13 protein-coding genes and 1 tRNA gene are annotated in these 17529 nt (G+C 62.2%); 8 read left to right on the forward strand and 6 right to left on the reverse strand.

All coding sequences use genetic code 11. The features are described from left to right. Positions 1–79: 79 nt before the first annotated feature. Entirely contained in the window at positions 80–4057 is a 3978-nt protein-coding gene (locus IPK66_06045) for a DUF748 domain-containing protein (protein MBK8174831.1), read from the forward strand. Here IPK66_06045 and IPK66_06050 read toward each other — a convergent pair. The 5 genes from IPK66_06050 to IPK66_06070 form a co-directional block, all read right to left on the reverse strand. Continuing rightward, positions 4050–4223, reverse strand: coding sequence for a hypothetical protein (locus tag IPK66_06050; protein MBK8174832.1), 174 nt, complete (start codon positions 4221–4223; stop codon positions 4050–4052). The genes IPK66_06045 and IPK66_06050 overlap by 8 nt on opposite strands. Before the next feature lie 209 nt (positions 4224–4432). Further along, complete coding sequence (locus IPK66_06055; protein MBK8174833.1) at positions 4433–5620, reverse strand: tyrosine-type recombinase/integrase; 1188 nt, start codon at positions 5618–5620, stop codon at positions 4433–4435. A 205-nt stretch (positions 5621–5825) separates the two neighbouring features. Then, a complete protein-coding gene (locus tag IPK66_06060; GenBank protein MBK8174834.1) occupies positions 5826–7580 on the reverse strand; it encodes a recombinase family protein in 1755 nt (584 codons plus the stop codon). After that, positions 7577–7756: a hypothetical protein gene (locus IPK66_06065; protein ID MBK8174835.1), complete on the reverse strand. Its 180-nt coding sequence runs from the start codon at positions 7754–7756 to the stop codon at positions 7577–7579. Before IPK66_06065 ends, IPK66_06060 begins: the two co-directional genes overlap by 4 nt. Before the next feature lie 117 nt (positions 7757–7873). Beyond that, complete coding sequence (locus tag IPK66_06070) at positions 7874–8083, reverse strand: hypothetical protein (GenBank protein ID MBK8174836.1); 210 nt, start codon at positions 8081–8083, stop codon at positions 7874–7876. 392 nt (positions 8084–8475) lie between these two features. Between IPK66_06070 and IPK66_06075 the strand changes: the two genes are divergently transcribed. The 6 genes from IPK66_06075 (at position 8476) to IPK66_06100 (ending at position 13810) form a co-directional block, all read left to right on the forward strand. Further along, on the forward strand, positions 8476–8715 hold the full coding sequence (locus IPK66_06075) for a hypothetical protein (protein ID MBK8174837.1): 240 nt from the start codon (positions 8476–8478) through the stop codon (positions 8713–8715). 10 nt (positions 8716–8725) lie between these two features. Beyond that, positions 8726–8959, forward strand: coding sequence for a hypothetical protein (locus IPK66_06080; protein ID MBK8174838.1), 234 nt, complete (start codon positions 8726–8728; stop codon positions 8957–8959). Positions 8960–9010: 51 nt separating this feature from the next. Beyond that, a complete protein-coding gene (locus IPK66_06085) occupies positions 9011–10225 on the forward strand; it encodes a site-specific integrase (protein MBK8174839.1) in 1215 nt (404 codons plus the stop codon). Further along, positions 10191–10299 (forward strand) — tRNA-OTHER (locus IPK66_06090). Before IPK66_06085 ends, IPK66_06090 begins: the two co-directional genes overlap by 35 nt. Before the next feature lie 459 nt (positions 10300–10758). After that, positions 10759–11244, forward strand: a complete 486-nt coding sequence (locus IPK66_06095) for a hypothetical protein (protein ID MBK8174840.1) — start codon at positions 10759–10761, stop codon at positions 11242–11244. A gap of 349 nt (positions 11245–11593) precedes the next feature. Then, positions 11594–13810 carry a DUF262 domain-containing protein gene (locus IPK66_06100; GenBank protein ID MBK8174841.1) on the forward strand — a complete coding sequence of 739 codons (2217 nt, stop codon included), beginning with the start codon at positions 11594–11596 and terminating at the stop codon, positions 13808–13810. 58 nt (positions 13811–13868) lie between these two features. Here IPK66_06100 and IPK66_06105 read toward each other — a convergent pair whose 3' ends face one another. After that, entirely contained in the window at positions 13869–14147 is a 279-nt protein-coding gene (locus IPK66_06105; protein MBK8174842.1) for a hypothetical protein, read from the reverse strand. On the opposite strand from IPK66_06105, the gene IPK66_06110 reads away from it, so the two are divergent. Continuing rightward, positions 14137–17523: an NgoFVII family restriction endonuclease gene (locus IPK66_06110; GenBank protein MBK8174843.1), complete on the forward strand. Its 3387-nt coding sequence runs from the start codon at positions 14137–14139 to the stop codon at positions 17521–17523. The two genes, IPK66_06105 and IPK66_06110, sit on opposite strands and share 11 nt — an antisense overlap. Positions 17524–17529 lie beyond the last annotated feature (6 nt).

A 17529-nucleotide genomic window follows, 5' to 3' on the forward strand; every position in this document is an offset into this window, starting at 1 on the left:
CGCTGCATCTGGCTTGTGAGCGGTGCGGGGCGGGGGCTAACGTCAGCGTTGATCTCGCCCCTGGCTTCAGGTGTACGCCTTGGACCCTGGCCCCGCTTCCGCTGCACCGCCGCCGCCGCCCCGGCCCTGGCTGCGGCGCAACCGCGCCTGGGTCGCGATCCTCGGCACTGTTGCCGTGCTACTGGTGGCCGCGGGGGTGACGATCCGCTATGGGCCGCAACTGGTGGCGCGCCAGGTGGTTGCCACATACCTGGACGGGCTGAACATCGATACCAGCGGCGTCGAGACGCTGCGGCTGCGGCCGTTGCGCGGCGAGTTGTCGTTCGGGCCGGTCACCTTTCGCGGCGCCGATGCGCAGCACGGGCAGGTGGGGCAGATCGGCGTCAAGATCGACGTCACCCGGCTGCTGCACCGGCAGGCGCTGGTCGAAGCGATCGTCATCGAGGGAGTCCGATTCGAGGTTCGGCAGGCGGCGGACGGCGGCTTCAGCCTCAACGGCATCCCGCTGAACCAGATCCTGGCGGAGCAGACGAAGAGCGGCGGCGCCCAGCCGCCGGCGCCCGAGGCGGCGCCGGTGACCCCACCACGCCCCACCACGCCGCGCGACCTGCAGGAGCAGCTTGGGTGGGGCGCCGGGCTCGACCTGCTGGAGATTCGCGACAGCCGCGTCGTGTTCATCGACGCGCGCGGCGGCGAAGCGGTGATGCACGTCAACCAGCTGGAGCTGGCCGAATTCCGCACCTGGGCGCCGGACAAGCCGGGGCGCTACCGGCTGGATGCCGAGCTGAACGAGATCGGCCTGGCGGCCTCGGGGGTCGCCAAGCCGTTCGCCGACAAGATCGAGATCGAGGCGCAGGCCGCGGTTACCGGCATCGAGATGGCGAAGATCGAGCGCTTCCTGGGGCCGCTCGGCTTCACCTCGCGCGCCGGGACGATTGATCTGGCGGTGCAGACGGCCAGCATCGGCGTGTTCACTGCCGGCCGCATCGACGGCCGTCTCGCCGCCACCGGATCGCTGACCGGCGTCGATCTGGCGCACCCGCTGTTCGGCGGCGGCCAGCTGGCAACGGGGACGCTGCGGCTCGACAATGTCGCCGGATCGTACGATGCGAGCCGGCAGACGACGCTGCAGGGCGACCTGGGCATCGATCTGCAGGCCAGCGCGCTGCGCTTCGAGAATGGCACCGAGGTCGGCTTCTCCCGAGCCAGCTTCGGGCTGCCGGGCACGACGGTGCGGACGGCGCCAGGGCAGCAGCCGGACGTGAACGTGGCACCGCAGCTTGAGGTGGCCGACGTGCGGCTCGGCGGTCCCGAGGTCCGAGGGAGCATCGGCCGCGCCGCCGCGCGGCTGAGCGGCTTCAGCATCGCTGGGACCGACCCGGGCGCGCCGTTCCTCGCCACCGGCGCGCTGGCGGTCGAGCGGATCAACCTGCTGCTGCCACAGGCGGAGCCGGTCAGCGTCACCGCCGAGCGGGTGAACGTCGATCTGGCGGAGACCCGGCTGGCGTTCCCGCCCGGCCGCGGGGCGCGGGTGCAAGGCGGACTGGCGCTGGACACGCGCAAGCTGCTGGTGTCGATCCAGCCCCCCGCGACCGGGGGCCGGCCGGCGCCGGCGCCGGCGCGCATCGAAGCCAGCCGCCTGAATTTCCACATCCCGATGCTGGGGTACGATGACGATCCGACAGCCGCCGGGCTGACGGTGAGGGCGCGCGAACCGCTGCTGTTCGTGGAGGAGCTGCGCCTCGGCGGGCCGGAGGTGCAGGGAAGCATCGGCAACGCAGCGTTTCGGCTGTCCAGCTTCGCCATGACCGGCGCCGAGGCGGGCGCGCCGCTGGTGGCCACAGGTTCGGTCGTGGTGGACCGGGTCGATCTTCGGCTGCCGGGCGTCGAGCCGGTAGCGCTTGGGCTGGCGAGCCTGCGGGCGGAGCTGGCGGAGACGCGCGTGGCGCTGGCGCCGGGCACGGCGCGGCTGGCCGGCGGCTTCTCCGTGGGCGTCGGGGACCTGCTGGTGTCGATCCAGGAGCAGGCGCGGCGCGGCGGGCCGACACCGCCACCCACCCGCATCGAGGCAGCGACCGTCGGGATTCAGGTGCCGAAGGTAACGGCCGAGCAGGATGGCACCGCCGTCGCAACCGTGCGCGCGGCGAAGCCGCAGGTGACCCTCGACCGGCTGCGCATGGGCGGTCCGGACATCCAGGGAACGGTCGGAAACGCGGTGATCCGGCTGTCGGAGGTGGACGTGGAGGCGGCGCAGCCGGGCGCGCCGTTCGTCGCCACCGGCACGGTGGTTGCGCAGCGCCTCGACCTGCTGGTGCCGGACCCTGTCGAGCCGATCGGCATCGTCGCGGACACGCTGGACGCCGACCTGATCGGCACCCGCTTTGCCTTTCCGTCCGGCCGCGTGCTGATCGAGGGCGGCGTGGCGCTGGACACCAAGGCGCTGGTGGTGTCGATCTACCGGGTGCCGCAGGGCGGTGCCCCCGCACCGCCACCGATCCGCATCTTCGCCGCGCGCTTTGCCGGGCAGGTGCCGCGCCTGGTGGTGGACGACAGCCGCGCCACCGGCACCAAGGTGGAGGTCGCGACGCCGCTGCTGACGCTGGACCGGTTCCGCATGGAAGCGCCGGTGCGGCCGGAGTCGACGGTGCAAGTTGCCGCGCCGGCGCTGTCGCTGCGGCGGGTGGATGTGGACGTGATCGACGCCGACATCCTGGAAGTCTCCGGGCGCGGCGATGTGGCCGCGCCGGACATGGCGGTGGCGATGGCGTCGAAGTCAAATTCCGGCGCGGCGCCGCAGGGGCAGATCGGCGGGCTCGACCTGAACCTGCAGCGGTTCTCCTATCGGGAGGTCGGCGAGAGCAAGGGCTTCGGGATGCAGGGGCACATCGGCGTCAACACGCTGCAGGCGGAGCTGCCGGCGGCGCAGGCGCGCGGCGGGGCCGACCGCGTGACACTATCCGGGCTGAAGCTGGACGTGGCGGATCTGGAATTCGCAAGCGGCAGCGAACGCCCGACGTGGCGGGCGGACGTGGCGCTGGCCCTGAAGACGCTGGCGGCGGCCACTGCTCGCCCGATGCCGGTTAGCGGCACCGTCGCCGACATTTCCCTGAGCCGGCTGGCGGCTTCGTCCGACCGGCGGTTCGCGCTGGACTCGCTGACCGTCGGCCGGTTCGACGCGGCGCTCAGCCCGCCCGCGCGCCCTGCAGCCCCGGCATCGCCGGGGCCCGCGCCGGCTGCCGCTGCGCGCGATGGCGCCGGTAGCTGGCCCCCCGCCGACCTGCCGACGGTGCGGATCGGACGCATAGCACTGGTGGATGGCGGGCAGATCACGCTGCGCGACCCCGGCGTCTCGCCGCCGGTCACCGCGCGGCTCGCCGTCGACTCGCTGCTGCTGGAGAACGTCGATACCACCGATCCGCAGGCGCGCAGCGAGCTGCGGCTGCAGGCGCGGCTGGACGACAGCGCCATCAGCGTTCGGGGGTGGGCGGAGGCGTTTCAGCCGAAGCCCAGCCTGGCGCTGCAGGCCAGCATCGACGAGCTGCACCTGCCGACGCTGTCGCCGTACTTCGGCCCGGCCATCGGACTGCACATCTTCCGCGGCAACCTGACGGCTGGCGCCGCCGCCACGGTGACCGCAGGGCAGCTGGAGGGCGAGCTGCAAGCGCGGCTGACGGACGTGCGCCTGGCCGACCGGGCTGACGGCGCCGGCATGCAGTTCTCCCCGCCGATCGCCGTGCCGCTCAGCACGATGATCCGCCTGCTGGAAGACAACGACGGTTCCATCGCCATCCGGCTGCCAGTCAGCGGCGACATCCTGTCTCCCGCCTTCAGCTATTCCGGCGTGATCTGGGGAATGCTGCCGAGGGCGGTGCGCGCGCTGATCAGCTCGCCGGTGCGCTTCGTTTCCTCCGCCTGGGCGCTGGCCACCGCCGCGGTAACGGAACCCGAGGCCACCACCGCGACGGCAGCGTCATCACCCTCTGAACCGGGCGTTGAAGGCGCGGCCGCAGCGCCGCCCCTGGCGGAGCTGCGCCCGCCGGAGGAACGCGTCAACTAATTAAGAACAATCTCTTCTTATAATCTTTACGCTCCTTGAGATCCTCGGGATGCCGTGCTCCAACGTCAGGAACCTCCAGAAAGCTCCGCTTCAGCCGCCCGAACAGCGCCATGTCGGAACACCTTTCGCCGCCGCTCAGCGCCGAGTACAGTGCGATCAGCACCATCTCGTCGAGAGCGTGACGCGCTTGGCATTCCCCGTCCGCGGGTCGTCCAGATCCTCGAACAGCCCGCGAAATCCTGCATGACACTGCCTCCCTACCCATCGGTGCCACTCCGCAGAATCCCTCTACCGCCTCCCGCGCAACCTCATTTTCTCAAATGCAGTTCGCCTGGATTACCGCCGGCAATCGCCGGCGATACTGTCAGCTGAACTTCACTCGTTGTCCGCAGCGTTGCCCCTTTCCTCGCCGAGCACCGACCTCGCGATCACCGCCGACACCTGCTCCGCCGCCGCCTTCACCGGATCGGCGGCGAGATGAGCGTAGCGCGCCGTCGTCTGCACCTGGGTGTGGCCGAGTAGCTTGCCGATCATCGGCAGGCCTTGGCCGGCGGCGACGGCCGCGGACGCGAAGGTGTGGCGCAAATCGTGGATGCGAGCGTCCTTCAGGCCGGCCCTGGCGCGGAGCCGCTGCCAGAACGGCTGCAGATCGGACAGTCGGGCGCCGGGCAACTTGCCGGTAATGACCCAGGGATTACCGGGCAGGGGAGGGATGCGGCGTAGCACATCCGCTGCCGGCTTGCCGATGTGCACCACCTTGGCGCCAGTTTTGGAGTCGGGAAGGTCCAGCGTGCCGGCGCGGAGATCAATGTACGCCCACTTTAGCGCCATGATTTCGTTCAGCCGGCAGCCGGTGAAGATGAGCAGGCGCACCGCGGCGATCGCCGACGTCATCTCCAGCCCTTCGGCTTCCATGTCGTCGAGGACCTCACCGACGCGGCGCAACTCGGCTGCGGAGAGGAACCGCTCGCGCTTCTCCTCTCGATACTTCTTGATGTGCTTGCGCGGGTTGGAGCCGTTGGGCCTGAGCCCCCACAACTCGGCGAGATTGAACATCTTGGAGAGGATCTCCAGGCATCTGTTAGCCTGGTAGGGGACATGCCGGTACTTGTGGTGGAAGCGAGCGACCTCCTCGCGGCTCACGTCGGCGATCGGCCGGTTGCCGAAGACGGGGAGGATGAACTTCTTGAGGCTGCGGCGGTACTCCTTCTGCGTCGAGGGCTTCAGGTGCACCGTGATGTGCTCGGCATCGAACCGGGCGGTGAGATCCTTCATGGTTACCGCGTCACGGCCGGAATTGCGTTCGGCCAGCGGATCGATTCCTTGTCGCAGAGCGGCCAGATGCTGGATGGCCATCGCGCGCGCCTGCTCCGGCGTCACAACGTTGACGTAGCCCAGCGCCATTCGCCGCGACCGGCGGCCGGCGCGATACTGAAGAACGAAGCTCTTGCGGCCTGAAGGCATCACCCTGACGCCGAAACCGGGGACGTCGTTGTCCCAGGCGATGTAGTCGAATTCTCGCGGCGCCAGCGCCTCGATCGTGCGTTTGGTAAGCTTGCCCATGCGGCGGTTCCTGATCGACAATCTGCTACCCGATCAGGCTGCGGCGCGTCCTTCAGTCAGCACTATGTCAGCAAGAGGGAAGGAAATTCGTCGTAGCCGATCGCACAGGAGAATGCCGCGACTGCGATAAAAAGTCAACAATATCAGGCAGTTAGCGTATTTATGCGCAATCGCGCGTAGAGGATCGTATTCGCATCGAACTAACTCATAACCTGAAGGTCGCAGGTTCAAATCCTGCCCCCGCAACCAACTTTATTTCCTCAATGGAATCAATGAGATCGGTTTTGCCGGTAGAGGCGCCCTTCGCGCCGCCCCGGTAACCGTGTCCAAGGCCAGTCCCCGCAACCAGCTTTGTTTCCCGGCCCGAGCCGCTCTCGGGCTGGCCCTTGCCGCCCTTGGCGGCGAGCGAAAGAATGCCCGCGAGGTGGCCTTCGAGGTCGATGGCGAGGCTGCGCCCGCCGTCACTGTCTTCAGGCCGCAGGACGATCCGGTCCACCAGCGAGCGGATCAGCGACGTGGCCTGGTTGCGCCGGTCTTCGTCGTTCAGAGCTTCGATCAACTCCGCGACGTGCTGGCGGTAGTGCTGGCTCATGTTCGGGTGCAGCAGCACGGGTTGCTCGCGGCTGCGCTCGATCAGGCCCTTCAACACCGTCTTGCGCTCTTCGAGGGCGATCATCCGGTCCTTGACCTGCGCGACCGGGAGGCCGCCGCCGATGGCATCCAGATACCGATCAACCTCGCGGCCGATCTTCCCCAGCTCCGCCTTGTAGCCTTCCAGCGAGGCGTTGGCCTCGATCCGCAGGCGGTTCATGTGCGCCGTGTATTCCTCACAGAACACGGCGCACAGGCGTTCGTCCATCAGGTGAGATTTAAGGCCGTTGAGCACTGCGGCCTCAACCTCTGACCGCTTGATGGTCAGCAGGTTCGAGCAGGTGCCCTTGTTCCGGGCCGTGGCGCAGCCCAGCCGGTCATGGGAGTATTTGACGAAGCCGCCGCCGCACTGCCCGCACTTCAAGAGGCCGGAGAACAGGTACTGCGGGCGGCGGCGATCCCAGAACCCCGCACTCTCGCTGTTCTCTTCAGTGGCTTCCAGCGCACGTTGCCGGGCTTTGACCCGCTCCCACAGCTCCTGATCCACGATGCGAAGGGATGGAACGTCCTTGACGATCCATTCGCTCTCGGGGTTGAGCCGAGAGACGCGCTTGCCCGTCTCCGGGTCCTTGATGTAGCGCAGCCGGTTCCAGATCATCCGGCCGATGTAGAGTTCATTGTTCAGGATGCCGGTGCCCCGCCGCCGGTGGCCGTGAATGGTGCTGGCCCCCCAGGCCTGCCCGCACGGGCACGGCACGCCCTCTTTGTTGAGCTGGTGGACGATCGCCTTCGGCGAGCGCCCGCTTGCATAGTCGTTGAATATGCGAACAACGATTGCGGCCTGCGCGGCGTTAATCGTCCGCTCGCCGCGGATCGCCTCGCCGCTGGCGTCGAACTTCTTCACGACGTCATAGCCGTAGGTGAGCCCGCCCCCGGACTTGCCCGCCTCGACCCGGCCGCGCAGGCCGCGCCGGGTCTTGTCGGCGAGGTCCTTGAGGTAAAGGGCGTTCATCGTGCCTTTGAGGCCGATATGCAGGTCGGAAACATCCCCTTCCGAGAGCGTAACGATGCGCACCCCGGCAAAGCGCAGGCGCTTGTAAATCCCGGCGATGTCTTCCTGGTCGCGCGAGAGCCGGTCGAGCGCTTCGGCGATGATGACCTCGAACCGTCCCCCGAGGGCGTCCTGCATCAGCATCTGGATGCCGGGGCGCATCAGGCTCGCGCCGGAGAGCGCGTGGTCCGTGTAGCAGTTATGGATGCGCCAGCCTTCCTTCGCGGCGCGTTCCTGGCAGAGGCGTATCTGGTCTTCGATGGAGGCGTCGCGCTGATTGTCCGAGGAATAGCGCGCGTAGATGGCCACCGCGGTCATGTCGCTTCCTTGCGCCCGGCCGGAAGATGCTCCGGCTGATCGTGCAGTTTCCGTAGAGCCTCATAATCCCGCTCCGCCGCCCGGCGCGCAAGATAGCGCGCGAGTTCGACGAGGCGCGGATCGAGGCCGTCCGGAGACGCCGGTTTCTTTCGGGGATTTGCGCGAGACTTTGCCATGCACCAGAGGATGCCAGCGGCCCCGCTCTTGCCGCCTCGCGCGGTCCTCGCGGGGTGAATCACGGGATGAGATAAAAATCGATCCCGTGAGGAACCCACGGGACCGAAGAGCGGAGGTCAGAAGCGGGGCCGAGGCTGGCAGGCGAGATGCCTTGCCCTGGCCCGCGCGATCGCGCGGGAGATGTTCTCCAGGCTGGCCAGCGCGTTGCGCCGGTCCGCCGAGCCGCGCGGGCTGCGCGTCAGCTCCTCCTGAGCCTTGCGATAGAGGGTTTGCAGGTCGGAAAGCGTGCGGTTTTGCAGCTCTGCTGCGGTGATGATCTGGGACATTGCAGTGTCTCCTTTCGGTTACGAGACCCTGACCGTCAGGGCCTTTCCTGCGATCCCCGGACACACTCGCCCACGGAAAGGCACGCCACCGGGCAGGAGGCGAAGGAAACGGAAAAGGAAGACGCCAGAGGGCCAGGCATCACCCGCCGAAGAAGCGGAGACACCGGAGGTTGAAGGCCGAGAACACGGAAGAGGAACGTTCAGGCACGGCAGGACGCGAAGGCGCGCGAGAGGACCGCGCCATGCTGCGCCGCGTCAGGAGAGCCCGCGGAGACCGGCGGAAATGCACGGCATTTTAGGAAATACTAATAATGCTTTAATAACCATAAAATATAATTGGATATAGGCTAACCAATATTTAGGGATTTTTATGCCCGGAAAGATGAAGTAAGATGAAGATCAGGATTCCCGGCGAAATGCACTTTCGCCACATTATGCAGGCCATCTACGAAGCCTTAATGAAGATTGAGCACGATCATGCCGTGCAGTATTCCCGCGGCGTGACGCTTTACATCAACCCGACCGACGGCAAGGGAAAGGACGTGATCCCGCGCAAGAAGTCAGGGGAAGAGGTTCAGGAGGTCCTGAGCCGGGGGCCGTACCGCAGCGCGGCCGACGACTTCAAGCTGTGAAGGTGCCGCAATGACGAAGCCCTGTTACATCGACCTTGAACAGGCGAGGAAGGTTCTCGCCGAGATGGGTGTCGAACTGACCGCCCGTCAAATAAAACGAGCGGCAGAGGCGAACGCCCACGGGCGGCGCAAACTGCCCTTCTTCGTAGACCCAATTGAAGGCAAGTTGAAGATAGAGAAACAGACACTTATCGGCGTATACGTACGCCGACAAGTCGAGGCGGAGAGAAGCTTGAAGTTATAAAACCGTACAGAAACGGTTGATTCTGGCAAGTATTTGTGCACAACTTGGTTTATGGCAGACATTCGAAAGAGAAAAGGCGCGAAGGGCGTCACCTATCAGGTCCGTTACCCGAACAAGGCAAGCGAGTCAGGTTATGCCTATGCCACCTTCGACACTTTGAAGGAGGCAAAGGATTTTGTCGAAAGCGGGAGAGCGCAAAAATCAAGCCGGATCAGCGATAAAACCATCGTCACCGTTCCTCAAGCGATCAATAAGTGGCTAGAAATTTGTGAGAAAGAAGGGACAGATGGGAATGATCCAGTCACCACCTATACGCTGGTAAACTACCAGTATTATTCGAAATTTATGAAGGCATATGATTGGCAAAAAAGACTGCTGGAGCTAGAGCCGCCAGATATCGTCGAGTTCAGATCGTGGCTCTTGACCAATTGCCCTTCGCGTTACCTAGCCCGAAAGACGCTCACATACTTTCACACCGTTCTAAATGAAATGGCACTTCGTGGCCATCTCTCCGGCAACGTTGCGTCTGGAATCAGTATAAGTATGGCCTCCCGGTACGAGCAACCTGTCACGCCGCCAACGGTTGAGGAGTTTCGTGCCCTGCTGGAAGCCGCCGACAGGCTTGCCAACTCTAAGAACCGCCAGATCGCCAGGGCTTGGGAGAGGTACAGGCCGATGCTCTACCTTGCGGGAGATACCGGCATGCGTCCCGGCGAGTATCTCGCGCTGCCTGACTTCAATATTAGCCGAACCGAGGTGAAGGTTGATCGAGCCATCGAGAGAAATGGCGACAAGATTTCGGTTACCAAGACGCCCGCAGGATGGCGGTGGATCAATCTGAGCCGCGACACGGCTGATATGGTTCTGCACTATGCCAACAAGCACGGGATAACAAACAAGTACGACCTGGTTTTCCCAACCGCTACGGGAGCTTGGCAATCCGTCAGTAACTGGCGAAAACTTGGATTTGACGCCGTATGCCATGAGGCTGGGTTAATTGAACAGGTTGAGAGGGATGGTAAAATGATCGAAAGACGAAAATTCTCTCCCTACGACCTGAGGCACTTCTATGCGTCGATGCTGATCGAACAGCGCGTTAGCCTTAAGCGTATTCAGAAACTTATGGGCCATACCAACATAGCGACAACACTGAACATTTACGGACATCTGATCGAGCGCGCAGAAGCAAATGACGAGAAAAAATCTGGACTTATTGAGCGGGTGAACCAGAGGCCTTGTGGCGAGTCTGTGGCGATATCTTTCTAACTTGTTGCTATCAAATGAAATTATGCTGCCTTCTAAGCAGGGGGTTGCAGGTTCGATTCCTGCCGGGGTCGCCATTTTATAATCAAGCACTTAGCTGAAAGTTACGGTAAATAAAGGCCTTTCGGGGCCTTTTTTGCCACAAAATGCCATCCCTCCGTAACCCGCAGAAACCCGCCATTGTCTTTTCCAGCCCGTCTCGGCCTGTGGCGAGCTTGTGGCAAAAGCGCCGTCTTGTACTTTCGCCCTCCTGCTGATTCGGAAAGCTGATCCGTATGGCCTGGTGACGCTCTCTCGCTGCCGCTTCTGCCCGCTTCTCATTCCGACAGCGACTGGCCCGGCTCCTTCCGTCCCTGTCTTCTCAAGCTTCACGTCGTAGCCGACCGCGGCGGCGGGTCAATGTCCGGCCCGCGCCAGCCCCCGCCTGCGGGCCGAAGCCCTTGGCGAAGGCCCGTGTTGGTCATGACCCGCCCCCTGAGCGGTCCGGCCCTGCGGTCTCCGTGCTTGAGAAAACCCTCGAACGAAAGGAGACCATCATGGGCCAGTACCATTATCTCGTGAACCTCGACAAGCGGGAGTTCATCAATCCGCACAGGCTTGCCGTCGGCCTCAAGGCCTGCGAACAGCTTGGCAGCTTTCCGAGCACCCCGCAGGCGCTCTTCGTCCTGCTGGTCTGCTCGAACGGCCGGGGCGGCGGTGACCTGACCGAAACCCGCGGCTTCGGCGAGCGCATCATCGGCCGCTGGGCCGGAGACCGCATCGCCGTCGTCGGCGACTACGCGGAAAACTACGACATCAAGGCTCCGCTTCACGATCCCGTATCGGCGATTTACGACCTCTGCTACGAGGGCCGCTACCGGGAGATCAGCGCCCTGGTTCGTCCCGTGCTGGCGGCCGAACTGGGCGTCGAGTACGTCGCTGAGCCGAGGGTTTTCCGGAACGCCGACGGTAGCGAGGAGCGCTACGAGTCGTGGCGCATCCGGTGCGCGGAAGAAGCCGAGCTTTCGGTCCTTGACGGCTGAGCCGGACGACCGGCCCCCGGCGCTTGTGCGCCGGGGGCCTTTGCTGCTTTGAGCCAGGAGCTAAGCCATCTCACCCTCTGGACCATTACGCTAAGATACCTCCCCAATCAGGCTACGGCTGGCTTTACAACTAAGTTGCATACGTGCTTAGGTAATTCAACTTTGCCGAGACGCGCTGGGATGGCTTTTTTAGGCCCGACCGGCTATCCAGGATTTGCTTGAGAGGGGGCATGGCCGACAGCGAATTCAACTTAATTGCCCTCGTAGATAGAGGCGTGCCGAGACCGGCCGAGCCGCGGACACGGCGCAGGCAGCGTCTGACGGCCGAGATTATCGGGGGGAAGCTTGAATGAAGGACGCACAAAAGCCTGACCATGTCAGCCTGAACACCCTCGTGAGCAGGCTCCGTGAGGGGCGGTTCGTCATTCCAGACTTCCAGCGGGAATTCGAGTGGAGGCCCTGGGATATCCGGGAGCTGATGCGCTCGATCTTTCTCGACTACTACATCGGCAGCCTGCTGTTATGGAAGGGTAAGAAAGAGAGTTTCGAGGCTTTGTCCTGTGAGGACATTTACGGCTTCAATGGTCAAGGCAGGCCGGAGTACATTGTTCTGGACGGCCAGCAGCGCCTAACCGCGTTGCACTATGCGTTTCTCGCACCGGACGTTCCGCTTCCCAACCGCTCCAACCGATTTTTCTATTTCGTGCGGGTTGACCGCTTTATGGCCGAGCAAGATGACGAGGCCTTCCACTACGACCGGCTGACCCGTCCATGCGCGAAGCTTCTGAAAAACCGCGAAACGCAATACGCCGACCACATCTTTCCCCTCTCGATTATCGGTGCTGGCGGATGGGAGCTGCCAAACTGGGTGCAAGGCTACGCAGAGTTCTGGAGAAAGAAAGCCGCTGAACAGCCGGAGGCGAAACAACATGCCGAGAATGCACAAGTCTTCGGCGAGCACTTGAAAGGTATAACCGAGCAGTATCAGATATCTTACATCGAGCTTGATAAGGACCTTGAGGTAGACAAGGTCTGCGATATTTTCACACAGATCAACAGTCGGGGCGTCCGCCTCGACGTATTCGACCTGATTAATGCGCTTCTCAAGCCCAAGGGGTTGCGCCTGAAGCAGCTCTGGCGGGATGCCGAACCGCGCCTGAACTTTGTCGATACCGACAAGATGGACGTATACATCCTGCAGGTTATGTCCATCCTGCGCCAGGCCTACTGCTCGCCCAAGTACCTTTACTTCCTGCTACCGGGCCAGGAAAAGCCGGTGCGGGACCCGGACGGCACCCGCCGCAAGGAAGTCCTGATTCCCGATACAAAGGACTTTGAGAGGCGCTGGAGCGAGGCCGTCGATGGCCTCGCCGATGCGATCAAGCGCCTGCGCCACCCGCAGGAATTCGGGGCGATCTCGTCCAAGTACCTGCCCTACGTCTCCATTCTTCCCGTTTTTTGCGCCTTGCGGATGCAGGTAAAGGCGCTGCCCGCGAATCGCCAGCTCGACGCGCAGCGCAAGGTCCGGCATTGGTATTGGGCGTCGGTCTTCACCAACCGCTACTCCGGCTCCGTGGAGTCGACCAGCGCCCGCGATTTCCTGGATGTGAAGGCCTGGCTCGATGACGATGCCGCCGAGCCCACTCTCATCGAGGAGTTCAAATTCCGCTTTCGGAACCTGGAGCTGCGCAAGGAAACCAAGAGCGGCACGTCGGTCTATAACGGCATTTTCAACCTGCTGGTGCTTCAGGGTGCGCGGGACTGGATGAGCGGCAATGCCCCCCAGCACGACGACCTCGACGACCACCACATCGTTCCGGCGTCTTGGGGCGCTAAGCACCTAAAGGGCGGTGCGGTCCACACGATCCTGAACCGGACGCCCCTGACCGGCGATACCAACCGGAAGGTGATCCGCGAGAGGCTCCCCAACGCCTACCTGCCGGAATTGATTGCCAACAACGGCGAGGGCGCGGTGCGCGCCATCCTGGAGTCGCACTTCATCTCGCCGGCGGCTCTTGCCATCTTGCTGCGCAGTCCGTTCACGCCGGACGATTTCGAGGCGTTCATCGCCGAGCGCCAGCGCACCCTGCAGGAAGCGATCGAGAATCTCCTAATCAAGGAACGTCTCGACCTGCCGCCGCAGGTTCGAGAGCTGGATGAGGCTATCGAACGCACGGAACTGGCGCTCCGACAGGCTATTGTGGCTGCCGTCGATGGTGACCCGGCGCAATTGCCTCCGCATGTCCTGCAAAAGGTGGAGGAGCGCATCCAGCGCGCTGCCAAGAAGAACGCCGCCTTCGATACCGACTTCTACCAGACCGCCGCAGGCAAGCTGGAATATTGCGACCTTGGCGAAATCAGAGACATCCTAACCGGCAAAGCCTCGTGGCCGCGGTTCGAGCCGAGCTTCGTCAACAAGGAAACCCTTCTCGCCCGGTTCGGCCAGCTCGCCGAGCTGCGCAACGGCATCCGCCACAGCCGGACCGTGGACGAAATCACGCGCAAGGAAGGCGAGGCCGCCATCCTCTGGTTCGAGCAAGTGCTCGGGAGGAAGGTGGCGGCATGATCCGCCACCTTGAGTCCTGTCTGGCCCACCAAGTTGGTCCCTGGCAGTCCGCCCCCAGTCAAAGGGCTGGCTGCTCCATTCGCAGCGTCGCCCCAGTCTCCGGCGCGTCGATCTCCCACAGCCGGACGCGCTCACTGTCAATTTTTGGGGAATCGCCGTCCGAACGTGGCCCTCTCGCGCAAAAAGCCAGAAGGCTGAGAAAAAGAAAAGCCAACATGTAGAATACATGGAGAAAATATGGCATGCTCATTGGTAATTCAACAGAGAGATACTTCCGGTCCTTTGGGCGAAAATGAGCCAGGACGAGAAAGAACGGATATTCGCCGATGCCGCGCATATTTGACAACATTGAAACAGGCCTCCTTCCGGCACTTCGGGAAACCCTCGCGATTTCCGAACGAGGAGATTTCTGTGTTGGATACTTCAATATGCGTGGGTGGAAATCGGTAGATGACCTAATTTCTGCTTGGCCGGGCGGTGAAGAAGGCCAGTGTCGTCTCCTTGTTGGGATGCAACGTCTCCCGCAAGAGGAATTGCGGATTGGACTTGGCACTGGAAAAGAAGAGCAAGCGCTCGATAACCAAACTGCGCTTCGCCTTAAAAAGAAGCTTGCAGAAGATTTCCGCGTCCAACTGACGCTCGGAATGCCAAACAATGCCGATGAGGCCGGCCTTCGCCGCCTTGCAGGCCAGTTAAAATCGCAGCAAGTCACGGTTCGGCTTTTTTTAAAGCACCCACTTCATGCAAAGCTCTACCTGCTTTTCAGGAGAGATCCAAATAACCCAATCACAGGCTTTCTAGGTAGTAGCAATCTGACCTTGTCCGGGCTTTCAAAGCAGGGTGAGTTGAATGTCGATGTCCTTGATCACGACGCGACGACGAAGCTCGCGAAGTGGTTTGACGACCGGTGGTCAGATCGCTGGTGCATCGACATTACAGAGGAATTAATCGCTGTCATCGAGGAAAGTTGGGCGCGGGAGCAAACGCTCGATCCCTACATCATTTATGTGAAGATGGCCTATCATCTTGCCCAGGAAGCACGTGCGGGCCTGAACGAATTTCGAATCCCGCCGGAGTTCGGTAAGCGGCTATTTGCCTATCAAGAGGCCGCGGTCAAAATTGCGGCTCACCACCTAAACAAGCGCGGTGGCGTTCTGATCGGCGATGTGGTTGGCCTTGGCAAGACGCTGATGGCCACGGCTCTCGCGAAGATCTTCCAGGACGATCACTTCACCGAGACGTTGATCATATGCCCGAAGAACCTCGTGAAGATGTGGGAGGACTATGTTTCCGAGTACCGGCTGATCGCGAAAGTTCTTTCAGTCACGCGGGCTACACGCGAGCTTCCCGAGCTTCGCCGCTATCGCGTGGTGCTCATTGACGAAAGCCACAACCTCCGAAACCGAGAAGGGCGCAGGTATCGCGCTATTCAGGAATATCTCACGGAGAACGAAAGCCGCTGCATCCTGCTTTCCGCTACACCATACAACAAGTCCTACGTTGACCTTTCCAGCCAATTGCGACTTTTCGTTCCCGAAGATCGCGACATTGCTGTTCGGCCAGAGCGGTTGCTTCAGGATATCGGCGAAACCGAGTTCATCAGACGCCACCAATGCCCAGTCCGGTCTCTCGCCGCCTTTGAGAAGAGCACATATACAGATGATTGGCGCGAACTGATGCGCCTCTACATGGTCCGTCGAACCCGCACATTCATTCAGGATAACTATGCCCAGAGCGACCCTGCCAATGGTCGCAAGTTCCTGACGTTCGAGGATGGTTCGCGTTCCTATTTCCCAGAACGCGTGCCGCGAACACTTCGGTTCGAGATCAACGACAAAGATGTCGCTGATCAGTACGCTAGGCTGTACGCAGCGCCGGTCGTAGATGCGATCAACCTCATGCACTTACCGCGCTATGGCCTCGGGAATTACGTCGCGGCGAAGCCGCACAAACCGCCGACGCCGAATGAGGCAAAGCAACTCGACGACCTATCGCGCGCTGGAAAACGCCTGATGGGATTTTGCCGCACTAACCTGTTCAAGCGGCTCGAAAGCAGCGGTGAGGCATTCCAACAGTCGTTAGAGCGCCACATTCTCAGGAACTACATCTTCCTGCACGCTATCGAGAACGACCTGCCTTTGCCGCTCGGCACTCAGGATGCCGCGCTCTTGGACGCCGCGAACTATGACGAGGATATCGACGATCAGAACGCCGCCGCTGAACTGTTCGTAGACGACGAGGATGAACCTACTCAGGACGCCGAGGCGCTCGATCTGGGCGACGAAGCGGCCTTCCAAGCGCGGGCGGCTGAGACGTATCGGCTCTACGCGGGGCAATACAAGAAGCGCTTCAAATGGCTCCGTGCCGACCTTTTCGTGGCGCAACTGAAGAAAGATTTGACGACCGACAGCGCTAAGCTTCTCAAGATTCTTGACGAATGTGGTCAATGGGAGCCGGAGAAGGACACCAAGCTCGCTTCACTAATCGACCTGCTCACCAACAAACATCCCAACGAGAAGATTATCATCTTCTCCCAGTTCGCAGATACAGTTCGCTACCTTGAGCGGCAGTTAAAGGGCAGCGGCCTCACGTCTATCGCCGCCGTGTCGGGCGAAACGTCGGACCCTACGACTTTTGCATGGCGCTTCAGCCCGAGCAGCAACAATAAGCGCGATAAGATCAAGCCCGACGAAGAACTCCGCGTCTTGGTGGCCACCGATGTGCTCAGCGAAGGCCAAAACCTTCAGGACGGCGCGATACTCGTGAACTACGATCTGCCTTGGGCGATCATCAGGCTCATTCAGCGCGCGGGCCGTGTTGATCGCATCGGGCAGAAGGCCGAGAAAATCCTATGCTATTCCTTTCTTCCTGCTGACGGTGTGGAGCGCTTGATCCAGTTGCGTTCGCGCGTCCGCCAGCGGTTGAAGGAAAACGCCGAAGTTGTTGGGACTGACGAAGCGTTCTTCGAGGACGAAGGCGAACGCCAAGAACTTGTCGATCTCTACAACGAGAACGCCGGTATTTTGGATGGTGAAGCGGATACCGAGGTCGATCTCGCGTCCTACGCCTATCAGATATGGAAGAACGCGATCGACGCAAATCCGGCTTTACAGAAGGCTATCCCGGAGCTTCCATCGGTCGTCTACTCAACTAAGGCATTTACGCCTCAGGACGGACGACCCAACGGCGCGCTCGTCTATCTGCGCACGGCACAGAGCAACGACGCCTTGGCCTGGGTGGACAAGGACGGCGTGAACGTCACCCAATCGCAGTTCGAGATTCTGAAAGCCGCTGCTTGCGAGCCAAATACGCCCGCATTGCCTCGACAGGAAGAACACCATGCGATGGTGGCCAAAGGCGTCGAGCACATCGCCGCCGAGGAAAAACAGGTGGGTGGGCAACTGGGGCGTCCCTCCGGTGCCCGCTTCCGAACCTATGAACGGCTCAAGCGCCATGCCGACAAGGTGAAAGGAACGCTGTTCGACCTTCCGGCGCTCGGCAAAGCCATCGAAGAAATTTACCGCTTCCCGCTGCGCCAGTCTGCGACCGACACCTTAAACCGGCAGATGAAGTCCGGGATCAGCGATGACAAATTGGCCGAGTTGGTCTTGGCGCTACGCGAGGAGGATCGGCTTTGCTTGATCCACGATGAGGAACACTCCGGCGAACCGCAGATCATCTGCTCGTTGGGGCTTGCGCGTCTGACGGCGTGATGAAGG

The sequence above is a fragment of the Rhodospirillales bacterium genome (assembly GCA_016712595.1).
GTDB lineage: Bacteria > Pseudomonadota > Alphaproteobacteria > Rhodospirillales > Defluviicoccaceae > Defluviicoccus.